The following is a 21,634-nucleotide window of genomic DNA, read 5'->3' on the forward strand; positions in this document are numbered from 1 at the left end:
ATTTAAAACGTTGACACTTCTTTTTTAGCCAGTTCAAATTCGGCTATTACTTCCTCTACTACTTGAGCGACAGGCTTTATATCGTGAATTAAACCTGCGATTTGACCAATTTCCAATTCACCTTCAACCAAATCACCTTCAAACATCCCTCGTTTTGCACGTGCTCTTCCTAAAAGTGTTTTCAATTCATCGGTAGTTGGACATTTAGCATACAATTCCTGAACGTCGTTATAGAATTTATTTTTAATTAATCGAACAGGAGCTAGTTCTTTCAAAGTCAACTGTGTACCGCCTTCTTCCAAGTCTATAATCGTTTTCTTAAAATCGTCATGTGCAGAACTTTCGGTTGTTGCAGCAAAACGACTTCCCATTTGCACACCATCAGCACCTAAAACCATAGCCGCTAACATTCCTCTACCTGTGGCAATTCCTCCTGCAGCAATTAATGGGATTGTAATTTTTTCTTTTACCATAGGTATCAAAGTAAGTGTCGTTGTTTCCTCCCTACCGTTATGTCCGCCGGCTTCAAATCCTTCAGCAACAACAGCATCAACACCGGCTTCTTGCGCTTTTAAAGCAAACTTTGAGCTACTTACCACGTGAACAACGGTAATGCCATGTTCTTTCAAAAAAGCGGTCCAAGTCTTTGGATTTCCCGCTGATGTGAATACAATTTTAACTTCTTCCTCAACCAAAATCTGCATGATTTCCTCAATATTTGGGTACAGCATTGGAACATTAACACCAAACGGTTTATCGGTTGCTTTTTTGCATTTCTGAATGTGTTCACGGAGTACTTCAGGATACATAGAACCAGCTCCGATAAGACCTAATCCACCTGCGTTACTTACTGCACTGGCCAATTTATAACCACTATTCCAGATCATTCCACCTTGAACAATTGGATATTTAATATTAAAAAGTCGAGTGATTTTATTCATTAATTATTGTTTGATTAATTTTCCGGAAATACTTGATCCGTTTTTCAAAATTGTGTAAAAATAAATTCCGGGTTGAAAAGTATTCATCGCAATCTTTTGCTCTTTAGTAACAATCTCTTGTTCTTTAACTTTTTGTCCGAACGCATTATAGATTACAATTTGCGTGCCTAAAAATTCCTCATTAAGTTCAATTGTTACCAGATCTTTTATTGGATTTGGATATATTTTAATTTTTCTTGATTCAAATTCATCCGAAGACAATGCAGTATTCAATGCTGCTTGAAAATCAGGAATTCCATAACCGAAATTATTATTAGGAGCGGCATATCGATCGGCAGAGCTTCGAACCAACTGAACAATTTCAGTATTCTTTTTGGTAGGGAATGCAGACCAGAATGAAGTAATAGCTCCTGCCAAAATAGGCGATGAAAACGAAGTACCATTACTAGTTGTGATAGTTCCTGCAGTATTGGATACCACTGCAGCCGTACCCATAGCCATCAAGTCAGGTTTAAATCGGCCATCAGCAGAAGGCCCGATAGAACTAAACCCTGATTTCAATTCACCTGATGTTACCGAACCTACGGTTACATTTAATGCCGCGTCTGCTGGAGTCGCGATATGTGGTTCAGCACTTCCTCCTGAGTTCCCTGCAGAAGTTACACAAATCATACCTCTACTGAAAGCTACATCAACAGCACGAGCCATCACTGATACGGTTCCGTTCATGTGCGAATAACTATAACTATAATTAGAGTTATCATAATCAAAATACCCCAAAGAAGTATTGATTACATCAACTCCTAATCGGTCTGCTTCTTCAGCTGCTTCAATCCAATTGGTTTCTTCCAATGGCGTTTCAGTAGCCGCATTTTCGGTAATGAATAGATAATATTGTGCATCTGGCGCTGTACCTACTAGATTAGTAGCAAAACCACCCATAGTCGACAAAACATTGGTTCCGTGTGAATTACCCGTATAAAAGTTAGTCGAATTATTTACAAAATCATATCCACCCAAAATTAATCCGTTGTCACGAAGTCGTTTAAAAGGTAAAGCTGTATTCACTGCAGGAAAACCGGCATCCATAATGGCCACAATTTTACCTTCACCCGTATGACTTTGTTGATGTAAAATATGACAATTTAGCATTTGCACTTGTGTTGCTGAATTTCCGTATGTAAAATTCTCTTGGGTATCCATCCATTTGTTTGTTCTTGCCGACCTAACCTCTTTTTTAGCCATACGACCTCCAGGATTTAATGAATGATTGGCATATTGAATTCGAGTCACAAAACTAAGGTTACCCAATGAAGCAATTGTTGCTTGTGTCCCTTGAACATGCAACATATTCAGCCATTTTGATTTAGCTAAAACCGTTATTCCGGCTGTATTGGTGATTTGATCAACATAGGGTTGATGCAAAGGTGCGTCTTTTACATCTAAGGCTATACCTTGTGTAGTTCTTCTGTCGAGAGATCTTTGTGTTAATGCCGATAAAGGGTTACTAAAAAAAGTGGACGCATTCGGTTTATCAGCAAAATAAATCCATGCATCTTCTGTTTGTCCGAAAACCGAACCACAGGCTAACAGTAAAAATAGTATTGTTTGTTTCATAATTGAATTCTTTGGTAAACCAAAGATAAACAATGCGATTTTATAAATATAATGTTTTTAAGAAATTACGCCAGACCCAATAAGTTCTTCTCCCAAATGCCAAGACACAAATTGTCCTTCAGTAATTGCCGATTGAGGCTGTTCAAATTCTACATACATTCCATAATCGAACTGATATAGTGTTGCAGCCTGTAATTCCTGGCGGTAACGGATTCGAGCTTTTACCTGCAAAGTTTCTCCTGATTTCAAAGCTAAGTCAGGACGAATCCAATGCACTTCGTCTTTGGCTACAAACAATGCTTTTTTGAACAATCCGGGATGATGATGGCCTTGCCCTGTATAGATTGCATTGGTTTCAATATCTGTTGCTATAATAAATAAAGGTTCTTTTGTACCTCCAACATTCAATCCTTTTCGTTGTCCAATAGTATAATAATGAGCTCCTTGATGTTTTCCTACTTGTTTAGCAGATTCCGGTGTATATTGAATATTGGAAGCCTCATATTTCAATTTTTCTTCAATTGAATCAAAATTAACGGGTTGTTGATGGTACAATTGATTATCGGCTGCTACTTCATAAATTAAACCATCTTTAGGTTGCAATTGTTGTTGCAAAAATTCAGGTAAACGCACTTTACCGATAAAACAAAGTCCTTGAGAATCTTTCTTTTCGGCAGTAATCAATTCCATTTTTGCTGCAATTTCACGAACTTGTGGCTTGGTCAATTCCCCTATTGGGAAAAGAGCTTTACTTAACTGTTCTTGCGATAATTGACACAAGAAATACGATTGATCTTTATTACCATCAACCCCAGCAAGTAACTGATACATTGGTTTTCCATCCACTTCAATTTCTCCTTTACGGCAGTAATGCCCTGTAGCAACATAATCGGCTCCAAGAGAAAGTGCTATCTTCATGAATACATCAAACTTAATCTCGCGATTACACAGTACATCTGGATTAGGTGTACGTCCTTTTTCGTATTCACTAAACATGTAGTCTACGATTTTTTCTTTGTATTGTTCACTCAAATCTATCGTTTGAAAAGGAATTCCTAATTTTTGAGCGACTAACAAAGCGTCGTTACTATCCTCTAACCACGGACATTCATTCGAAATTGTAACAGAATCATCGTGCCAGTTTTTCATAAAAAGGCCTATAACTTCATAGCCCTGCTCCTTCAACAAATAAGCAGCAACACTTGAATCAACCCCTCCCGATAAACCTACAACAACTCGTTTCATGAAAATTATTTTTTAATGACTGCAAAGTTAAAAATATTTATTGTTACAATTTAACTACAATTATAAAAGCCACCTCGTTTGGGTGGCTTTTAACAAAAGTTTAAAAGAATTATACTTTCATTAACTCCTTTTTAGGTTTCATGATAAAGTACTAATGAAAAGTTTCAAAAAGAAACATCCATATATTCTAACTATTTTTTCATCAAACTGGGTTTTTTATAACCATTAATCGTATCCGCATTCATTTGACGGACTAATTTACCGCCTTGATAATACTTCCATATTCCTTTTTTCTTATCGTCTTTAAAGTTACCGGAAATTACCATATTACCGAATTCATCATATACTTTATAACTTCCTTGCATTTGTCCGGCAATAAAGTGGGTTTCTTCGATAAGCTTACCTTCTTTATTGTATTTTTTTCCAACACCTTCTTTCAAATTATTCTTATACGGTATCTCTTCACCTAAAACTCCATTAGTATAATAGACTTTACGAATTCCTTCTAATTTATCATTTAGATAATTTTCGGTGGTCATCACCGTTGTTAGTCCTTTATGATAGTACTTCCAAAGTCCGTGACGTAATTTATTCATCACATTTCCTTCAGAAACTTTCAGATTTTTTTCATCAAAAAAGATGGTATACGCATTTCCTTTCCCATCAAAATTTCGGGTTGCCATTACAATTTTTTTATCGCTGTTAGCATAATAGGTAAAAAGTCCGCTTTCTTTTCCATGAATAAAATTCCCTTCGTAACGTGGTAATTTGGAATCCTCATAATAGCCTTTCCAAGCACCGTGTCTTTCCCCTTTGGCATCCAATTGATTCAATTTATCCTGCGCATTTCCGAATAATGGCAATACTAAAATAGATAATACTATTATCGCTTTTCTTACTTTCATTTTATATCTCTACTTATTTATCTAAATTCCACTCAATTTTTTTGCCAAAGTTACCATTTAAAACAACAAATAACAGTTCATTAACAAACTATTGACGTAACCTTTCTACTTCTTTAAAAATCAAAAGTGTAAATTTCGACCGTTTCATTCGCATTCAATTACACTAAAAAAACGTCCAATTGAACGTTTTATTTTTTCAATCTTTCGAAAAATGAATCAACTTGTTCTTTATGACTCACACCAATTGGAATTTCAATACCAGAAACCTCAATATCTGTATTTGAAAAGGCGGTCACTTTGTTAGCATTGATGATAAACGAACGATGGATACGAATAAATTGTTCCAGAGGAAGTTCAGCTTCAAGTGTACTAATTTTATATTTTGAAGTCACCGAATTCCCATCGGTTTTATGCACTTTGATATAATCTTTGATGCTTTCCACATACAGGATATCATCTAATGGAATTTTAAAATTTTTACCTGCCGATTTCAATAAAATATACTGTTCCTTCTTACTATCATTTTGAACGGGATTTGTAACCGGATTGGATTCTCTCAAATACCGATCTACCGATTTAAAAAAACGCTCAAAAGTGACCGGTTTCAACAAATAATCGACTGCTTCCAATTCATAGCTCTCGATAGCAAAATCTCTATACGCTGTAGTAAAAATGGTTTTAGGTGGATGCTTCAAACTTTTCAAAAAATCAATTCCTGTAATTGTCGGCATTTTTATATCCAGAAAGAGTAAATCTATTTTATGGGTATTCAATAGTTCAAATGCTTTTAAGGCGCTATTTGCGGTAGCCACAACTTCTAGTGCATCTATTTTGGCAATATGATTTTCAATTAGCCTTACAGCCAAAGGTTCATCATCAACAATAAGGCATCTAATTTTCATTTGAAATCGTATTTTCCAGAACCAAAGTTACGTGAAATAAATTATTGTCTTGACTCGTTTTTAGATTGTAATTCTTCCCGTATAATAAATTCAATTGTTTATTAATATTAGTCAATCCAATTGATTCTTTATCGCTATTACCCAATACATTCACAAAGGTATTCGTTACTTTAAAGACGGTACGATTCGTATCAGACAGGAGTGAAATCTCTATTTTAGGCGAACCACTATCCTCTCCTGCTCCGTGTTTGAAAGCATTTTCAACCAATGACAAAAAAACGAGCGGTGGTACTTGATTTTCAGATAAAATATCCGAGTGAATCTCCACGACCAAACGATCATCGTAACGTAGTTTTTCCAGTTCAATATAATCGTTAATCAGTTGCATTTCAGCTGAAACTCCAACAAAATCAGTGTTGCATTTGTACAGTACATAGTCAAGAATTTCCGCTAACTTTCCGATGGCCGAAGATGTTTTCGGAGAATTATCAATAGACAACGAATAAATATTATTGAGCGTGTTGAAAAGGAAATGAGGGTTAAGTTGAGCGCGAAGCATTTTCAATTCGACTTCGGTTTTTTCTTTACTTAAAAGTAATCGTTTCTCTCTTTCTTTCGAATGATCAGAGAAAAACTTAGCGATAAAAAAGATAAAAGCAGCCGTTAAAATTGACGGACCGTATTTGAACGCGATGTAACGTAAATCTGTAAAAATCTCCCACAGAGTTTCCTGCTCAAATGGCGGTTTCCTAACCAATGGCTCAATAAAATGCACCATTGAAAGTCTACACAAAGCTGCAAGCAAATAGGTAGAAAGCAAAAAACTAATTCCTGTTATAATATATCCTTTGGAAAGAAAACGCTCTTTTAAGAAGCAATATGCAACTAAATAAGCCATGATGGCGCCAAAAAAAGCGTCATTCAAATGATACACCGCAATTTCAAGAAAACAGTCTTCATCCAAATTAGAATAGTCATTGAAAACTCCAACGGTTATATAAGCCAACCAAAATAAAAGATGTTTTGCGAATCGGTATCGATTGAAAATCTGTAAGTCCATAAGTTATAAATCTACATCAAATGTAACCAACCTACCGCTTTATTCGTCCAAACATCGACCAATTGGTTTAAAAACAATGCGAATATACTATTACAGGCGTCGAATTCAAAAAAAAGCGGATTTTCTATCATATGACTTCATTTTTAGTGTATTGGTCTACTGGAAAAAAATTGCCAACCAAAACTTCTCAATTTTGTCGGGATTAAAAAACGAAACAATGAAACAATTACTTTATGCCATTACAATGCTACTACCTACATTACTGTTTGGACAGGATGTGACTGTAAAAGGAACGGTAGTAGAAAAAACCAATCAAAATCCTATTGAACTTGCCAGTATTGCTTTTTTGGATACCGAAACCAATGCCATTATTCACGAAACAACTTCGGACAGCAAAGGTAATTTCGAAACTAAAATCAAATCAGGAAAATACAATTTACAATTTAGCTTTTTGGACTTCCAATCGGTTACTTTGAATCAAGTTCAATTCTCCGAAGACAAACATATCGGCAAAATAGCCTTAGTGGCTAAGCCAACCAAAGTTTTGGATGAAGTGGTGATTCAATCTGAAAAATCATCGATTGAAACCAGACTCGACAAGAAAATATTCAATGTTGGAAAAGATTTAGTTTCCAAAGGCGGTTCGGCAAATGACATCTTAAACAACGTACCTTCGGTAAGTGTGAATGCGCTTGGAGCGGTGAGTTTAAGAGGCAATTCGAGTGTTAGAATCCTCATTAACGGAAAACCTTCGGTAATGACTCAAAACAACGGTTTAGAGCAAATTCCCGCAGAAAGTATCGAACGCGTGGAAGTAATTACCAACCCTTCAGCTCAGTACGATGCACAAGGAGCTTCGGGTATTATCAACATTATTCTCAAAAAGAACAAAGTCAACGGTTTTGGAAGTTCTATTACATCAACAGTTGGAATTCCAAATAACAATTCGCTAGGTGTGAACATGAATTACAAAAAAGAAAAATTCAATCTATTTACCGATATCCGTTATGGCAGAGTTTCTATTGAAGGAGATGATAAATTATTCCGAACTTCTTATGAAAATGATGCCGTAACCGGATTTATTGATCAAAACACAGATCGCAACCGCAACTTCAATCGTTTCAACTTGTACTTGGGAAGCGATTACTACATCAATCAATACAACACACTAACTTTAAGTTATTATTATCGCAATAGCACCACTAAAAATGATGTGAATTATCAATTTGATTATTTGGATGCCGATAAAAATCTGACGCAATCCATCCAAGCCCGTGAAAAATACAAAGAACCGCAAAAATCGAATCAGATTGAGTTGAATTATGTAAAAACATTTGATAAAAAAGGGAAGAAGTTAACGGCAAACATTCAATATGATTTTTGGAACGATGATGAAAACGAATTCATCACCGAAACGACAGAAATTCCCAGTCCAACACTAAAAACATTAAAAAGCCGCGATATAGAGAGCAGTAAAGACGTCGTATTCCAGTCGGATATCTCCTTCCCGCTATCTGAAAAATCAAAATTTGATGTGGGTATCAAAGGAGAAATCAGAAGAATCAACAGTGATTATGAGGTTTGGGACGATGCCGTACAAGTGGATACGCTGACCAATTTATTACACTATGACGAGCGTATATTTGGATTGTATTCGCAATATTCCAACGGATACAAAAAGTTTCAGTACCAAATAGGATTGCGTGCCGAACATTTCAATACAGGAAGCAGTGATTTGAAGGATGAATTCAAAACCGAAAAAAATTACACCCGATTGTTTCCAACGTTGCATTTGACGTATGAATTTAAAAACAACTTCAACGTACAGCTAAGTTACAGCCGAAGAATTGATCGTCCGACCTTCTATCAATTGAATCCGTTTGGCGGGATTGCCGACAGAAGAAATATCCGAATTGGTAATCCTGATTTGAATCCGATGTACATCGATTCGTATGAACTGGGAACTTTATACAAGTGGGAAAAATTCACGATAAACCCGTCGGTATATCATCAGCATACCATCAACCTGTTTGACATTACCGTGACTAGAAATGCTGACGATTACTTAATTGAAAAACCAGTGAATCTGGGTACGGAAAACCGTTATGGTTTTGAAGTAAACGCAACGTATACGCCTTACAAATGGTGGTTTTTATCAAGTGATTTCAATTTTTACCGATTCGACCAAAAAGGATTATTTACGGTATCAGATCAAACATGGACTTCCAAATTAAATTCCCGTATTAAACTTAAAACATGGACGATACAGAATAATTTCAACATCATTGGTGCAAGAAAAAGTGGTCAAATCGAATCCCAGAAACAACTTTGGGCCGATATGGCAGTTGCTAAAGAATTTTGGAAAGAAAAAGCAACGGTGACATTTAAAGTCGACAACATTTTTGATAGTCGCATTAGCAAAGATGATATAAAAGGTAACAATTACACCATTGCTACCGAAAGACGTTTTACGGGCACGAGAGCATCAATAACGTTCACTTATAAATTCAATCGCAAAAAAAGCGACAGAGACAGACTGCCTGATTAACAAATATTTAAGAATAAAAAAGAGCAAATGTTATCGAAAAGTTAAACTTATTATTTTGTTTAACTTTTTTTTATTTTTCTAAAACAATTTAAATTTTTGTTTAATAAATTTACATAATCTTTAAACAAAAAAAACTATGGACAATTTAATTAAAATTAAACGATTGGTATTATTATTTGTCACAGCAATTTCATTGTTTTCTTGTGACAATAACGACAACTCCGCTTCAGACAATTCAATTGCGGGAATAGCAAGTAATAACAGTGAACTAAGTTCACTAGTTACAGCTTTAAACAAAACTGGATTAACAACTACTCTAAGTGAATCAGGAAGCTTTACCGTTTTTGCACCTACTAACGCTGCATTTGCAACTTTCTTATCTGAAAATGGCTATGCTAATTTAGATGCTGTACCTGTTAATGCTCTTAAAGAAATTCTTTTAAATCATGTAATCTCTGGAAGTTTCCAATCTTCGTCTTTAACAACAGGTTATGTAAAAACTTTAGCCAAAGGAAGCGCTTCAACCACTAACACTTTAAGTATGTTTATTAATACAAGTTCTGGTGTAAAAATTAATGGTATTGCTACTGTAACTACTGCCAATATCATAGCCAACAACGGCATAATACATATAGTTGACAAAGTGATAGGATTACCAACTATAGTGACGCATGCTACAGCCAATCCAAATTTCAGTTCACTTGTAAATGCATTAACCGCTGAAGGGCAGCCTGATTTTGTCAACATACTTTCTAGTAATGAAACTTTTACTGTTTTTGCTCCAACGAATGACGCATTCACTAGTTTAGACAGTGAATTAGCACCAAGTGGGATAGCGGGAGTATCAAGTGGAAATTTAACAAAAGTATTAAAGTATCATGTTGTGAATGGAGCAAATGTTATTTCAAGTTCCTTAACAAACGGACAAGTCGTTAACACATATGTAAATCAAACATTCACGGTTAATTTAACGCCAGCAAGAATTACCGATGCAAACGCAAGAGTTAGTAACATAACTGCAGTGGATGTTCAGTGTAGTAACGGTATAATTCATGTATTAGATAAAGTTTTACTACCAAGTTTTGAATAGATTCCATAATAAATTTATTTACATGTTTACTCCATTTAATCCAAAGACTAAAACCTCCCAAAAGGAGGTTTTTTTTATTAAGTATCGCCTAATTCTTTAGCTCTATTATTTGCTTTTTGAATTGCTTCATACAAAATAATATCAAGTTTATATGTCTCAAAAACATGCAATGCTTGCTCCGTGGTTCCACCTTTGGATGCCACTTTGACAATTAATTCTTCATTAGACAAATTACTCATACTTTGCAGATTGACCGCGCCTAAAAAGGTTTGATGTACTAAAACTTCTGCTTCTGAAGAGGAAAAACCTAATTCTTTGGCAGCTTTTACCATCGCATTCATAAAATAAAACACATAAGCCGGTCCGCTACCCGAAACCGCTGTTGCCGGATTGATTAGCGATTCGTCTTCCACATAAATGGATTTCCCTGTGGTATTGATAAGATTCTGAATGATGAATAAATCTTTGCGGTCTGTTTCTGCTGAAGCTGAAAAAACCGTCATACCTAATCCAATTTGCGTCCCTAAATTCGGCATTGAGCGAACCACTTTCTTCACTTTCAATTGCTCTCTGATCTTTTCAATCGAAACACCGGCCATTACCGATAAAATCATTTGGTCTTCAGAAAGTAATCCGTTCAATGAAAACACCACCTGATTAAAGTCCTGAGGTTTGGTAGCCAATATTACAATATCAACTTCTTTAATTTTCGTCGTTGGAGTTTCCTGGAAATTTTCCATTGGAATACCAAAGGTCATTTCCTGTTTAGGCAACGTTCTAGTGATAACATGAATGTCGTCATTTTTAATAAAACGAGATTTGATGAAGCTGCTGGCAAATGTTTTACCAAGATTTCCGAAACCGATGATTGCAATTTTCATAATAAGAAAGAGTTGTTTAGAGTTGTATCAAAGAAAAATCCCTGTTCAATTCTTTTACAAGAATCAAAACAGGGATTGTATTTTTAGGAATTGTATTTACTTATTTTTTTCCTTTGGCGTTTTTCTGCGCCTCAGCCTGTTCCATAGCTTCTTGTAATTTTTGCTGGAACTTGCTGGGTTTCTTAGGCTCTTTTAATTTATTCTCTTGAATTTGCGCATGAATTTTCTTCTCATCCACTACATAATTTTTAATGTAGAACATGATACCTAATGTCATGATATTAGAGAACAAGTTGTATAAACTCAAACCTGATCCGTAGTTGTTGAAGAAAATCAACATCATTACCGGTGAAATGTAAATCATCATTTTCATGATTTTGCTCATGTCTGGCATTCCTTCTTGTTGTGGAGCCGACATTTGTTGATCGCCAGTTGTATACTTCATGTAAAAGAAGATCGCAATAGCAGCTAAAATTGGAAATAAACTGATGTGATCTCCATACAAAGGAATATTGAATGGTAATTTCACAATAGCGTCGTACGACGATAAATCTTTTGCCCATAAGAAACCTTGTTGTCTTAATTCGAATGCCGATGGGAAATATTTGAATGATGCAAACATAAATGGCATTTGAATCAAAGCTGGAATACAACCTGCCATCGGATTTACTCCTGCTTTGTTGTATAGTTTCATTGTTTCCTGCTGACGTTTTACTGGATCTTTGAATTTGTCATTGATTTCATTCAATTCAGGACGTAATACTTTCATTTTTGCCTGAGACAAGAACGATTTGTAAGTAATAGGCGCCATAGCCAATTTAATAAGTACTGTAAACAAAATAATTGCAATTCCATAGGCCAAGAAATTACTCAAGAATCCGAATAGAGGTACGAAGATGAATTTGTTAATCCATCCGAAAATTCCCCAACCGAAAGGAATAATCTCATCTAGGTTTTTTTCGTAAGCATTTAATGTTTTATAATCAGCTGGACCATAATACCAGTTCATTTTATAATCCAATTCACCATTTTTGAATGCCAATGGTAATTCAGCCTTGAACGATTTTGTGAAGATGGTATCTTTTGCAGCATCAGCAATTAAATTATCCGAACTAAGTTTTGCCTCATTAATTGGTGCTCCAGTTAATAGGATTGACGTAAAGAAATGTTGCTTGTATGCAATATAGGTAAGTCCTTCAACCGATACCTCTTCTTTTGACTGTCCAAGGTAATCGTCTTTCCCTTCTTCATATTCGTAAACCGCTTCTGTTAGCGTATTTTCATAAGCCACACTTTTTTCATTGCGGTACGTTTTAAGATTCCAGTCTAAACTTGCCGGTTTCGTAGTATTTAAAACACCAGCCAATCCTTGAGAACGTACATCAAAATCCAACATATAGTCGTTAGCTTTCAATACATATTTGTACTCAAGGAACTGATTTTCTCCCGATTTCAATTTCATTGAAAGCACTTGATTACCATCAACTTTAGTCAAGGTAGGTTCAAAGAAAACGTCTTTTGTATTGATCGTTTTACCGTCTTTAGTTTGCAAAGCAATATTTAAACCGGCGTTATTGTCTTTGATTAACTGAACCAGTTTACCATTTTTATCAATTGATTTGTATTTTTTTAAAGTCGCTTCTGTGATATAACCACCTTTGTTTGCGATTTTCAATACCACCAAATCATTTTCTAATGTAGTCACATCGTTTTTAGCCGATGGCAAAGCGGCAGAATAGGCAAAATTACCTAAAGAGGCTTGTAAAGCTGCGGAAACTTTAGTAGAATCCGTGGAAACAGCAGTTGCTGCCACAGCGTTTTTTTGAGTCGGTTCATTTGCTTTTGCAGCTTGTTCTTTTTTGGCTTTTTCGGCTTTAATTTCAGCTTCTGTAGGCTGATTTGTGTACATCATGTACATCATAATACCGAAAATTAACGTAAATCCAATAATTGAATTAAGATCAAATTTTTTCTGTTCCATTTTTCAAATTTTGCTCTAAGCATTAGGCTTCAAGCGATAAGCTTATATTAGTCTTTTATTTTAGTTTTTGTTACTAATCAGTAAAAAACAATAACGACTACAGGAATCATATCTACTGAAAGCCTGAGCTCTTCGCTATTGATTAATTTTGTGCTTCACAGCAGCTTCCACAAATTTTACAAAAATCGGATGTGGATTCGCTACGGTACTTTTGTATTCAGGATGGTATTGTACACCGATAAAAAACGGATGATTTTCCAATTCAACCACTTCTACCAATCCTGTATCAGGATTTACACCTGACGCTTTCAAACCTGCATTTTGCAGCGCTTGTAAATAGTCACCGTTGAATTCGTAACGGTGGCGATGGCGTTCCAAAATATCAGATTTCCCATAAATTTTGTGCGCCAATGTATTTTCCTCCAAGTGGCATTTCCAAGCACCTAAACGCATGGTTCCTCCTTTGTCGGTAATATTTTTTTGTTCCTCCATCAGGTTAATCACCGGATGTGGAGTATTTTGATTCATTTCGGTTGAATTCGCATCTGAATGACCTAAAACATTACGAGAATATTCAATAACTGCCATCTGCATACCTAAACAGATCCCGAAGAAAGGGATTTTGCTTTCTCGAGCATAACGCACAGTTTCAATTTTCCCTTCGATTCCTCTTTCGCCGAATCCCGGTGCAACAAGTATACCATCCAAACCTTTCAATTGGTTTTCTGCCGTTTTGGCATCCAAGTGTTCCGAATGAATTGAGATCACATTCACTTTTGTCTCATTGGCAGCGCCTGCATGAATAAATGCTTCCAAAATAGACTTGTACGAATCCTGCAATTCTACATACTTCCCTATCAAACCGATGTTAACTTCGTGTTTCGGGTTTTTCAATCTGTGCAAGAACTCGTTCCATTGCTTTAAATCGGGAGACGCCTTTTCCGGTAAATCCAACTTCTTCAAAGCTACTTTATCCAAGCCTTCTTCCAACATTAAATTAGGAACATCATATATTGTTGACGCATCTATCGATTGGATTACTGCTTCTTTTTTCACATTACAAAACAACGCTAATTTCTGACGTAAGTCTTGTGACAATTCATGTTCGGTACGACAAACCAAAATATCGGCTTTAATACCGCTTTCCATCAAGGTTTTTACCGAGTGTTGTGTTGGTTTTGTTTTCAATTCTCCAGCTGCAGCCAAGAAAGGAACTAATGTTAAATGAATTACAATACTGTTATTTTCACCCAATTCCCAAACCAATTGACGTACAGACTCGATATACGGAAGTGATTCGATATCACCAACAGTTCCACCAATTTCGGTAATGACAATATCATAATCACCACTTTGTCCAAGTAACTGCATGCGTTCCTTGATTTCGTTAGTGATGTGCGGTACGACCTGAACCGTTTTCCCAAGAAACTCACCTCTTCTCTCCTTCTCTATTACTGACAGATAGACTCTACCTGTAGTTACGTTATTCGCTTGAGAAGTAGGCACATTCAAAAAGCGCTCATAGTGACCTAAATCCAAATCAGTTTCTGCTCCATCATCTGTTACATAACATTCCCCATGTTCATAGGGGTTTAATGTACCCGGATCCACATTGATGTACGGGTCAAATTTTTGAATAGTCGTTCGGTAACCTCTTGCTTGCAATAATTTTGCTAACGAAGCTGCGATAATTCCTTTCCCTAAAGAAGAAGTTACACCTCCGGTAACAAAAATATACTTTGTTTGATTCATTGTGTTGTGTTGTTGTATTGTGTTGTTGTGTTATTTGTTTGTATTACCCCTTTTACAATGCTCAGGGAGAATATATTTTAGTCTTGATTATAATATCAATTAAAAACGCGCAAAAATACAATTATTAATTGATAATAAACAATGCCTGATTGACAATTATTCGTTAAGAAATTATGGTTTAGGAAAGTTCCTGCGAATGTTGCGCACGAGCTCTTCCAATCCGTTAAGTTGTAGTTCATAAACCAGTTTAAGCTGTTCGCCCAACTGCCCTTTAGGAAAGCCTTTCCCTTGGTACCAAACCAAGTAATGTTCGGGTAGATCAATAAGGTAACGACCTTCGTATTTTCCGAAAGGCATTTTGGTATGAGCGAGTTTGACTAACTGTTCCTGATTTGTCATGATAAAAGAAAGAGAATAGAATTCTTTTCTATTCTCTGTTTCTTGCAGTGTTTTTATTTCCAGTAAAAAACGATTTCCTTTTTAATATCCGGATGCAAGCTGTAATGCACCGGACAAGTCATCGCTGTACGTTCTAAAATCGTTTTGGTTTTCTCATCGGTTTCCAAATTCATATGAAACACAATGTGGATTTCTGAAATTCTTCTAGGTTCTGCCGCCATAACTTTAGTTACCTCAGCCGTAGAGCCAGAAAAATCTAGGTTCATTTCATTGGCTTTGATTCCCATAACAGTGAACATACAAGAAGCCAAAGCGTTAGCAACAGTATCTGTTGGTGAAAAAGCTTCTCCTTTTCCGTTATTATCTAGTGGAGCATCTGAAATAATTTCCGATCCAGAATTGATATGGATGGAAGACGTACGTAAGTCGCCCACATAAGTTACTTTTGAAGTAGCCATTATTTTGCTTCTTTTATTGTTAAATCAGTATCGTAATACAAAATATGAACTCCCTTATTCATATAACCACCGTCAGGATTTTGCACATAGTTGAATTCGCTTTCTACTTGTTCGGAAGCTATTTCATCAAATGTTTCCATGAACGATTTCTCTTGATTCAAGCGTAGTAGAACATCCAATGTCACATCAAATCCACGAGTAGCGAATTGGTTAGGGAACACTTTATTTTTCTTTTTGAAGTTGTTTTCAAAAATTTCAGCTTCTTCTGATTTATTCGGTCTAGAAACTGAAGGATAGTGCATTTTTAATTTTGTAAGACGACTCATTGGAATCTCTTCAAAATCCAACGCCTCATTTTCACCAAGAATAACTAGATTGATTTGATATTCTTTCAACCAAGTGGTAAGAGCACTTGTAGTACTCAATATCAAGTTCGTTTTTTCGGTTTCCATGATTACATAATTCATTTTATCCTTTACCAAAAGCGTTTTCAACTGAGCCACATCCAATCCACCTTTTGCATTGAAAGCAGCAAATTGGACATCTTTATGATTGGACTCAATATATTGTTTCACCGAACCTTTTTTAGGATCGACAACTGCAACTATATTTCCTCCTTTGTTACGCATGAAGTCAAACATGGCTTGTTTGATATCATCCGGCATTGTAGTCGCTTGAATCAAATTAGGGAATTTCTTATCATAATCTTTAGAAAGTGGTGAAATCACCGGTACATTTCCTAAAAGAGAAGCTGCTTTTTCTGCATTATTTTGATAAAACGGACCAATAATGGCATTCATATTTTTCAAGTTATTATCCTGAATTAAATTCACCACATTCGACGTTGATTTCGTTTCATCCGAATCTAAAATCAGTACATCTACATTCAATCCCATAGCTTTTGCAGAATCAACCGCAATCAAAGCACCCGCGTAGAAATCAAGTGTCATATTCAGGAATTTATCTTTTTTCAATCTAGACTTCGTAGAATTGATGGTATCCTGATCTAATTTCGCAATATTGAATGGTAAAAGTAGTGCCAGTTTCTTTTTGCCGTTCACCTGAATACTTTCGGTTAAATTCGTTAGTTCCTTTTTCACCACTGTTTTCAACTCTGGTTTCACAGGCACATCAATCAGCATCCCTTCCTTCACACCGTCTTTCAGTTCTGGATTCATTTTAATCAATTCCTCCTGCGTAATATTAAATTGTCTGGATAAACTGTATAAAGTTTCTTTCGGTTGAATTGTATAACCTATCGTTGATAATGTTTTTTCGACAACTGCAATTCCTTGATTTGGAGCTTTGGGAGCAACTGGAGGTTCTTCTTTAGGGGTTTCAGTTTTAACGATTTCTACTGGTTTAGGTCTTTCTCCTTTAATCAATAACACTTGACCCACTTGCAATCCGTTTACGATTTCAGGGTTTTTCTTCTCCAATTCTTCAACCGTTAGACCGTACTTTTTGGCAATACCGTATTTGGTCTCTTTCGTTTCCACTGTGTGGTATACAGGTTCTTGTTTTTTAGGCTCCTGTTTTTTTGCTACGCCTTTTTTAGCGGTAATAGTAAGCACCTGACCAATACCCAATCCGTTTTTTACTTCCGGATTGCTCTTTTCGATTTCTTCTACAGTAGTTCCGTATTGTTTTGACAGCGTATATAAAGTTTCTTTCGGTTGCACTTCGTGTTTTACAACTACAGTTGCTTCCTTATCTGTCTTTTTCTCCGATTTTTTCTCTTCTTTCTTCTTTGATTCCGCAACAGATTTACCCGGTAATGCAATTACCAGCATGGTATTTTCATCTACACCTTTTTGTGCATCTGGATTAAGTTTATAGATTTCACTTGGAGTTATCTTGTATTTTTTGGCAATCTGTGTGATAGTTTCTCCTTTGGTCACTCTATGTTTTACTACATTTTGTGCAAAGGAAAATTGCATACCCAACACTACTAACCAAACTAATTTCTTCATTGCTCTTCTTTTTTTAAATCTGCTTTTTCGCGGAAACAAATTTATTGTTCCTTGGCGATTTGTACAATAAATAATCCACTAAATAACGGATCATTTATTTTTGTTTTGTATTCGTAGATCGCTTCATCGGCAGTTTTGAAGATTTTAGTATACACATAATAAGATAACGTGTTCACATTGTAGAAGAAACTCGATTTTGTTTCTCCTGCATCGGTAAGCTGAATTGCATAAGCATCACGCTTTGCTGTATCATCTGTTACCTGTGCCACCATGTAAAATCCATCTTCTAAATCTTTCAAATTGCGGATGATTTCCATCTTGGTTGGATGTTTCTCATCTACGATATTCTCATTCAACTGTTTTCTAATCTCAGCAGCTTCAGGAAGTGTTGTGGTTGTCGCTACATCTTTCTGATTTTCTTCTGCAGTTTTCTGATAACGCTGTAATTTTACTTGTGCCAGTTTATCATCATACTCTCTTGCCTCTGAACTATAAAACGTTGCTTTTGATATTTTGCGTTTTAATTCGTCTTTTTTCTCTGCATCGATAGAGGCAACTTTTGCCAATAATGCATCGTTCTTTTTCTCATTCGCCAATTGATCTTCGCTTAGCTTATTAATTTCATCGATAGAAGCCAAATCCTTATCCGACAAATTCGCTTTCACTTTCTTTTTATACTCTTGATTTTCCTGAACAGTGATGCGGTGAACCTTCTGCATGATACCTGTGTAAATTTTACGGTTTTCTGCTAAATCTCTTTTCAGTCCTAGTATTAAATTATCTGTTTCGATGATATTTTGATACGATTCCTTTTCTAGTTTCTTAGACTCCTCTAACGTCTCCACATCCCTGTTTTTCAAATCGGCCAAATCACGTTCCATAGTCGATGCTAAGGAATCCAACTTTCCGATTAACACATCCTGAATTTTCTTGTTGGCATCCAAAACCAGTCGTAACTTTTCAACCGAACCTGTTTTGGTTTCATCTATGGCATTCAAATTAATGTTCAGCTTATTCAGCGTTATCATTTTTTTATTCAGCTCCTTTTGAACCGTCAAGCGGTCTTCCAGATCTTCAATCTTAGCATTTTGTGCTTTTGACTTTTCAACCACCGCCTGTTTTTCTGCCAAGGCAATCATTAACTCTTCGTTTTCATTTTTGGCTTTCAACATCGACTTGTTAATTGCCAATTTATTTCCTTCGGTCAATCCATTAATGATTTCAGGATTTTGTAATTCCAACTGTTCAATAGTTATGCCATACTTTTTGGAAATCGAATATTTTGTTTCTTTAGGCTGTACGACATGGAAAACCGTTTCATTATTGATAATACGAGCCTGTCCGCTTATTGTTTTCTTTTTATTCGGTATTGTAATTTTCATTCCAATCTTTAAACCTTCTTTCAAGACTTCGGTATTGAGTGCATCCAAGTCCTTCACAGACACATTGTATAAACGAGCGATACTAAAAAGCGTTTCTTTAGGTTGTACTTCGTGCACGTTACCTGTAACCATGGGAACTGCTTTTGGAGTTGGAGTTGTGGCTACTTTTACACTAGGAATATTTAAAGTTTGCCCCACTTTCAATCCTTCTTTTAGAATTTCCGGGTTGGCCAATTGAATGGCTTCAATAGTAGTATTGTGTTGACGTGAAATACCATAAAGCGTTTCTTTAGGCTGCACTTGATGCGCAACATAAGCTTCAGCTTTAACATCATTTTTCTTTAGCAAATACGAGATTGAATTGTTGTTAGGAATTAACAACTGCGTGTTCTCTTTTAGTCCGTTTTCGGCACCAGGATTAAGTCTTAAGATTTCTTTTTCGGATACATTGTATTTTTTAGCGATCTCTTTGATTGTTTCGTTAGAAGACACATTATGCTTGAATGCTTTTTCCTGCTGGGCAAGCACAAGCTGAGACATCCCTAAAAAGAAGAGTAAAAAGTGTTTCATGTTTTAGTTTGTTTTTGGTTTTTTTAATTTGGCCCGAACTCATTATCAACAAAAAAGCCGTTACAAATATATCTACTGTAACGACTTTTTTAACATTTTATTATGTTTTATTTATTCCCACTCAATAGTTGCAGGTGGTTTCGAACTGATGTCATACACCACACGGTTTACCCCTTTGACTTTATTGATGATTTCATTCGATATTTTCATAAGGAAATCGTACGGAAGATGTACCCAATCCGCTGTCATACCATCGGTAGATTCTACGGCACGAAGCGCTACTACCTTTTCGTAAGTACGTTCATCCCCCATTACACCCACACTGTTCACCGGTAATAAGATGGCACCAGCCTGCCATACTTTATCGTATAAACCATGCTCCTTCAATCCGTTGATGAAGATTGCATCGACATCTTGAAGGATTTGCACTTTCTCCGGAGTGATATCACCTAAGATACGGATCGACAATCCAGGTCCAGGGAACGGGTGACGTCCAAGTAATTCGTCATCGATACCTAATGTTTTTCCTACTCGGCGTACTTCATCTTTGAAAAGCATGCGAAGTGGTTCTACAATTTTAAGTTTCATGAAATCTGGCAATCCACCCACGTTATGGTGTGATTTGATGGTAGCAGAAGGTCCTTTAACTGAAACCGACTCGATCACATCCGGATAAATAGTTCCTTGTGCTAAGAACTTTACCTCTTCTATTTTGTGTGCTTCATCATCGAATACCTCGATAAAGACACGACCGATAATTTTACGTTTGGTTTCGGGATCGTCTACCCCAGCCAATTCAGAAAGGAAACGCTCGGAAGCATCTACTCCTTTTACGTTCAATCCCATTCCTTCGTACTGTTTCAATACGCTTTGGAATTCGTTTTTACGCAATAATCCGTTATTTACGAAAATACAGTATAAGTTTTTACCGATAGCTTTGTTCAATAATACGGCTGCAACGGTAGAATCAACCCCACCGGAAAGACCTAATACTACTTTATCGTCTTTGATTTTGTCTTTCATTTCGGCAACGATATCGTCTACGAAAGCACCTGGTGTAAAGTTTTGCGGTACTTCAGCAATTTTCACCAAGAAGTTCTCCAGCATTTGTTTTCCGTCTTCCGAATGGTATACTTCGGGGTGGAATTGAATAGCATAGGTAGTTTCTCCTTCGATACGATATGCGGCATTTTCTACATCTTTGGTAGAAGCCATACGTACACCACCTGTTGGTAAGGTTTTGATGGTATCACTGTGACTCATCCATACCTGACTGTTCATATTGACTTCATCGAAGAACAATTCGTCTTCTTTGATAAAAGAAAGATTGGCTCTTCCGTATTCACGAATATTGGATGGTGCCACTTCTCCACCGCTAAAATGAGCTAAATACTGTGCTCCGTAACATACAGCCAACAATGGCATTTTTCCTCTAATTTGAGACAAATCAGGATGTGGAGCATCTTCTGCACGAACAGAAAAAGGACTTCCAGAAAGGATTACGGCTTTGTAACTTGATAAATCATCCGGGATATGATTGTAAGGAAATATTTCGCAGAAGATATTTAATTCGCGAACCCGGCGGGCAATCAGCTGTGTATACTGAGACCCGAAATCTAAAATAAGGACGTTGTGTTGCATGTGCAAAAATAGAAATTTCCCGTAGACTGGAAAAAGTTTTCTTTTTAATTATAAATTATGGATTATGAGTTATGAGTTTTTGTTTACCTACCTCCTGTTTGCTAATGGGATACGATTATTTTCTTTTCTTTTGTCTTGACACAAAAGAAACAAAAGGTCAAGGCTTCGATTCTCGGCGTTCCAATTCCATTTCGAATCCTAAAAGAAAAGAACTCATCTCGTCATGACTGACGAGACTCAAACAGCTTTTCTTTTTACGGATTCTTCAATGATTGGAACCTCGCCTGCG

General features: G+C 36.2%; 16 protein-coding genes. 2 read left to right on the forward strand and 14 right to left on the reverse strand.

All coding sequences use genetic code 11. The annotated features are described in order from the left end of the window. Positions 1-2 precede the first annotated feature (2 nt). From ACFO7M_RS00470 to ACFO7M_RS00495, 6 genes are all read right to left on the reverse strand, one after another. Entirely contained in the window at positions 3-941 is a 939-nt protein-coding gene (locus tag ACFO7M_RS00470) for an NAD(P)H-dependent flavin oxidoreductase (RefSeq protein ID WP_379733414.1), read from the reverse strand. 3 nt (positions 942-944) lie between these two features. Beyond that, positions 945-2,558, reverse strand: a complete 1,614-nt coding sequence (locus tag ACFO7M_RS00475; protein ID WP_379715200.1) for a S8 family serine peptidase — start codon at positions 2,556-2,558, stop codon at positions 945-947. Between the two features lie 57 nt (positions 2,559-2,615). Then, a complete protein-coding gene (mnmA, locus tag ACFO7M_RS00480) occupies positions 2,616-3,803 on the reverse strand; it encodes a tRNA 2-thiouridine(34) synthase MnmA (protein ID WP_379733417.1) in 1,188 nt (395 codons plus the stop codon). Positions 3,804-3,994: 191 nt separating this feature from the next. Continuing rightward, complete coding sequence (locus ACFO7M_RS00485; RefSeq protein ID WP_379733420.1) at positions 3,995-4,708, reverse strand: toxin-antitoxin system YwqK family antitoxin; 714 nt, start codon at positions 4,706-4,708, stop codon at positions 3,995-3,997. Between the two features lie 188 nt (positions 4,709-4,896). Next, entirely contained in the window at positions 4,897-5,610 is a 714-nt protein-coding gene (locus ACFO7M_RS00490; RefSeq protein WP_379733423.1) for a LytR/AlgR family response regulator transcription factor, read from the reverse strand. After that, positions 5,600-6,670 carry a sensor histidine kinase gene (locus ACFO7M_RS00495; protein WP_379733426.1) on the reverse strand — a complete coding sequence of 357 codons (1,071 nt, stop codon included), beginning with the start codon at positions 6,668-6,670 and terminating at the stop codon, positions 5,600-5,602. The genes ACFO7M_RS00490 and ACFO7M_RS00495 overlap by 11 nt, the downstream gene beginning before the upstream one ends. 217 nt (positions 6,671-6,887) lie before the next feature. Here ACFO7M_RS00495 and ACFO7M_RS00500 point away from each other — a divergent pair, with 217 nt between their 5' ends. After that, positions 6,888-9,218: a TonB-dependent receptor domain-containing protein gene (locus ACFO7M_RS00500; RefSeq protein WP_379733429.1), complete on the forward strand. Its 2,331-nt coding sequence runs from the start codon at positions 6,888-6,890 to the stop codon at positions 9,216-9,218. Positions 9,219-9,354: 136 nt separating this feature from the next. Continuing rightward, positions 9,355-10,308 carry a fasciclin domain-containing protein gene (locus ACFO7M_RS00505; protein ID WP_379715212.1) on the forward strand — a complete coding sequence of 318 codons (954 nt, stop codon included), beginning with the start codon at positions 9,355-9,357 and terminating at the stop codon, positions 10,306-10,308. Positions 10,309-10,385: 77 nt separating this feature from the next. Here the strand turns inward: ACFO7M_RS00505 and proC are convergent, their stop codons facing one another. The 8 genes from proC to guaA form a co-directional block, all read right to left on the reverse strand. After that, the gene (proC, locus tag ACFO7M_RS00510) at positions 10,386-11,189 is read right to left on the reverse strand and encodes a pyrroline-5-carboxylate reductase (RefSeq protein ID WP_379715214.1); all 804 of its coding nucleotides are present in this window, start codon (positions 11,187-11,189) and stop codon (positions 10,386-10,388) included. A 100-nt stretch (positions 11,190-11,289) separates the two neighbouring features. After that, positions 11,290-13,170, reverse strand: coding sequence for a membrane protein insertase YidC (gene yidC, locus ACFO7M_RS00515; RefSeq protein ID WP_379733432.1), 1,881 nt, complete (start codon positions 13,168-13,170; stop codon positions 11,290-11,292). 135 nt (positions 13,171-13,305) lie between these two features. Further along, positions 13,306-14,922 carry a CTP synthase gene (locus tag ACFO7M_RS00520; protein ID WP_379715218.1) on the reverse strand — a complete coding sequence of 539 codons (1,617 nt, stop codon included), beginning with the start codon at positions 14,920-14,922 and terminating at the stop codon, positions 13,306-13,308. 171 nt (positions 14,923-15,093) lie between these two features. Beyond that, complete coding sequence (locus ACFO7M_RS00525; RefSeq protein ID WP_379715220.1) at positions 15,094-15,321, reverse strand: DUF3820 family protein; 228 nt, start codon at positions 15,319-15,321, stop codon at positions 15,094-15,096. A 53-nt stretch (positions 15,322-15,374) separates the two neighbouring features. After that, entirely contained in the window at positions 15,375-15,779 is a 405-nt protein-coding gene (locus ACFO7M_RS00530; protein WP_379715222.1) for an OsmC family protein, read from the reverse strand. Next, positions 15,779-17,752, reverse strand: a complete 1,974-nt coding sequence (locus tag ACFO7M_RS00535; protein ID WP_379733435.1) for a LysM peptidoglycan-binding domain-containing protein — start codon at positions 17,750-17,752, stop codon at positions 15,779-15,781. Before ACFO7M_RS00535 ends, ACFO7M_RS00530 begins: the two co-directional genes overlap by 1 nt. A 41-nt stretch (positions 17,753-17,793) precedes the next feature. Beyond that, a complete protein-coding gene (locus ACFO7M_RS00540; protein WP_379733438.1) occupies positions 17,794-19,704 on the reverse strand; it encodes a LysM peptidoglycan-binding domain-containing protein in 1,911 nt (636 codons plus the stop codon). Between the two features lie 111 nt (positions 19,705-19,815). After that, positions 19,816-21,345: a glutamine-hydrolyzing GMP synthase gene (gene guaA / locus ACFO7M_RS00545; protein WP_379733441.1), complete on the reverse strand. Its 1,530-nt coding sequence runs from the start codon at positions 21,343-21,345 to the stop codon at positions 19,816-19,818. Positions 21,346-21,634 lie beyond the last annotated feature (289 nt).

Source organism: Flavobacterium sp. GCM10023249 (assembly GCF_042653365.1).
Lineage (GTDB): Bacteria > Bacteroidota > Bacteroidia > Flavobacteriales > Flavobacteriaceae > Flavobacterium.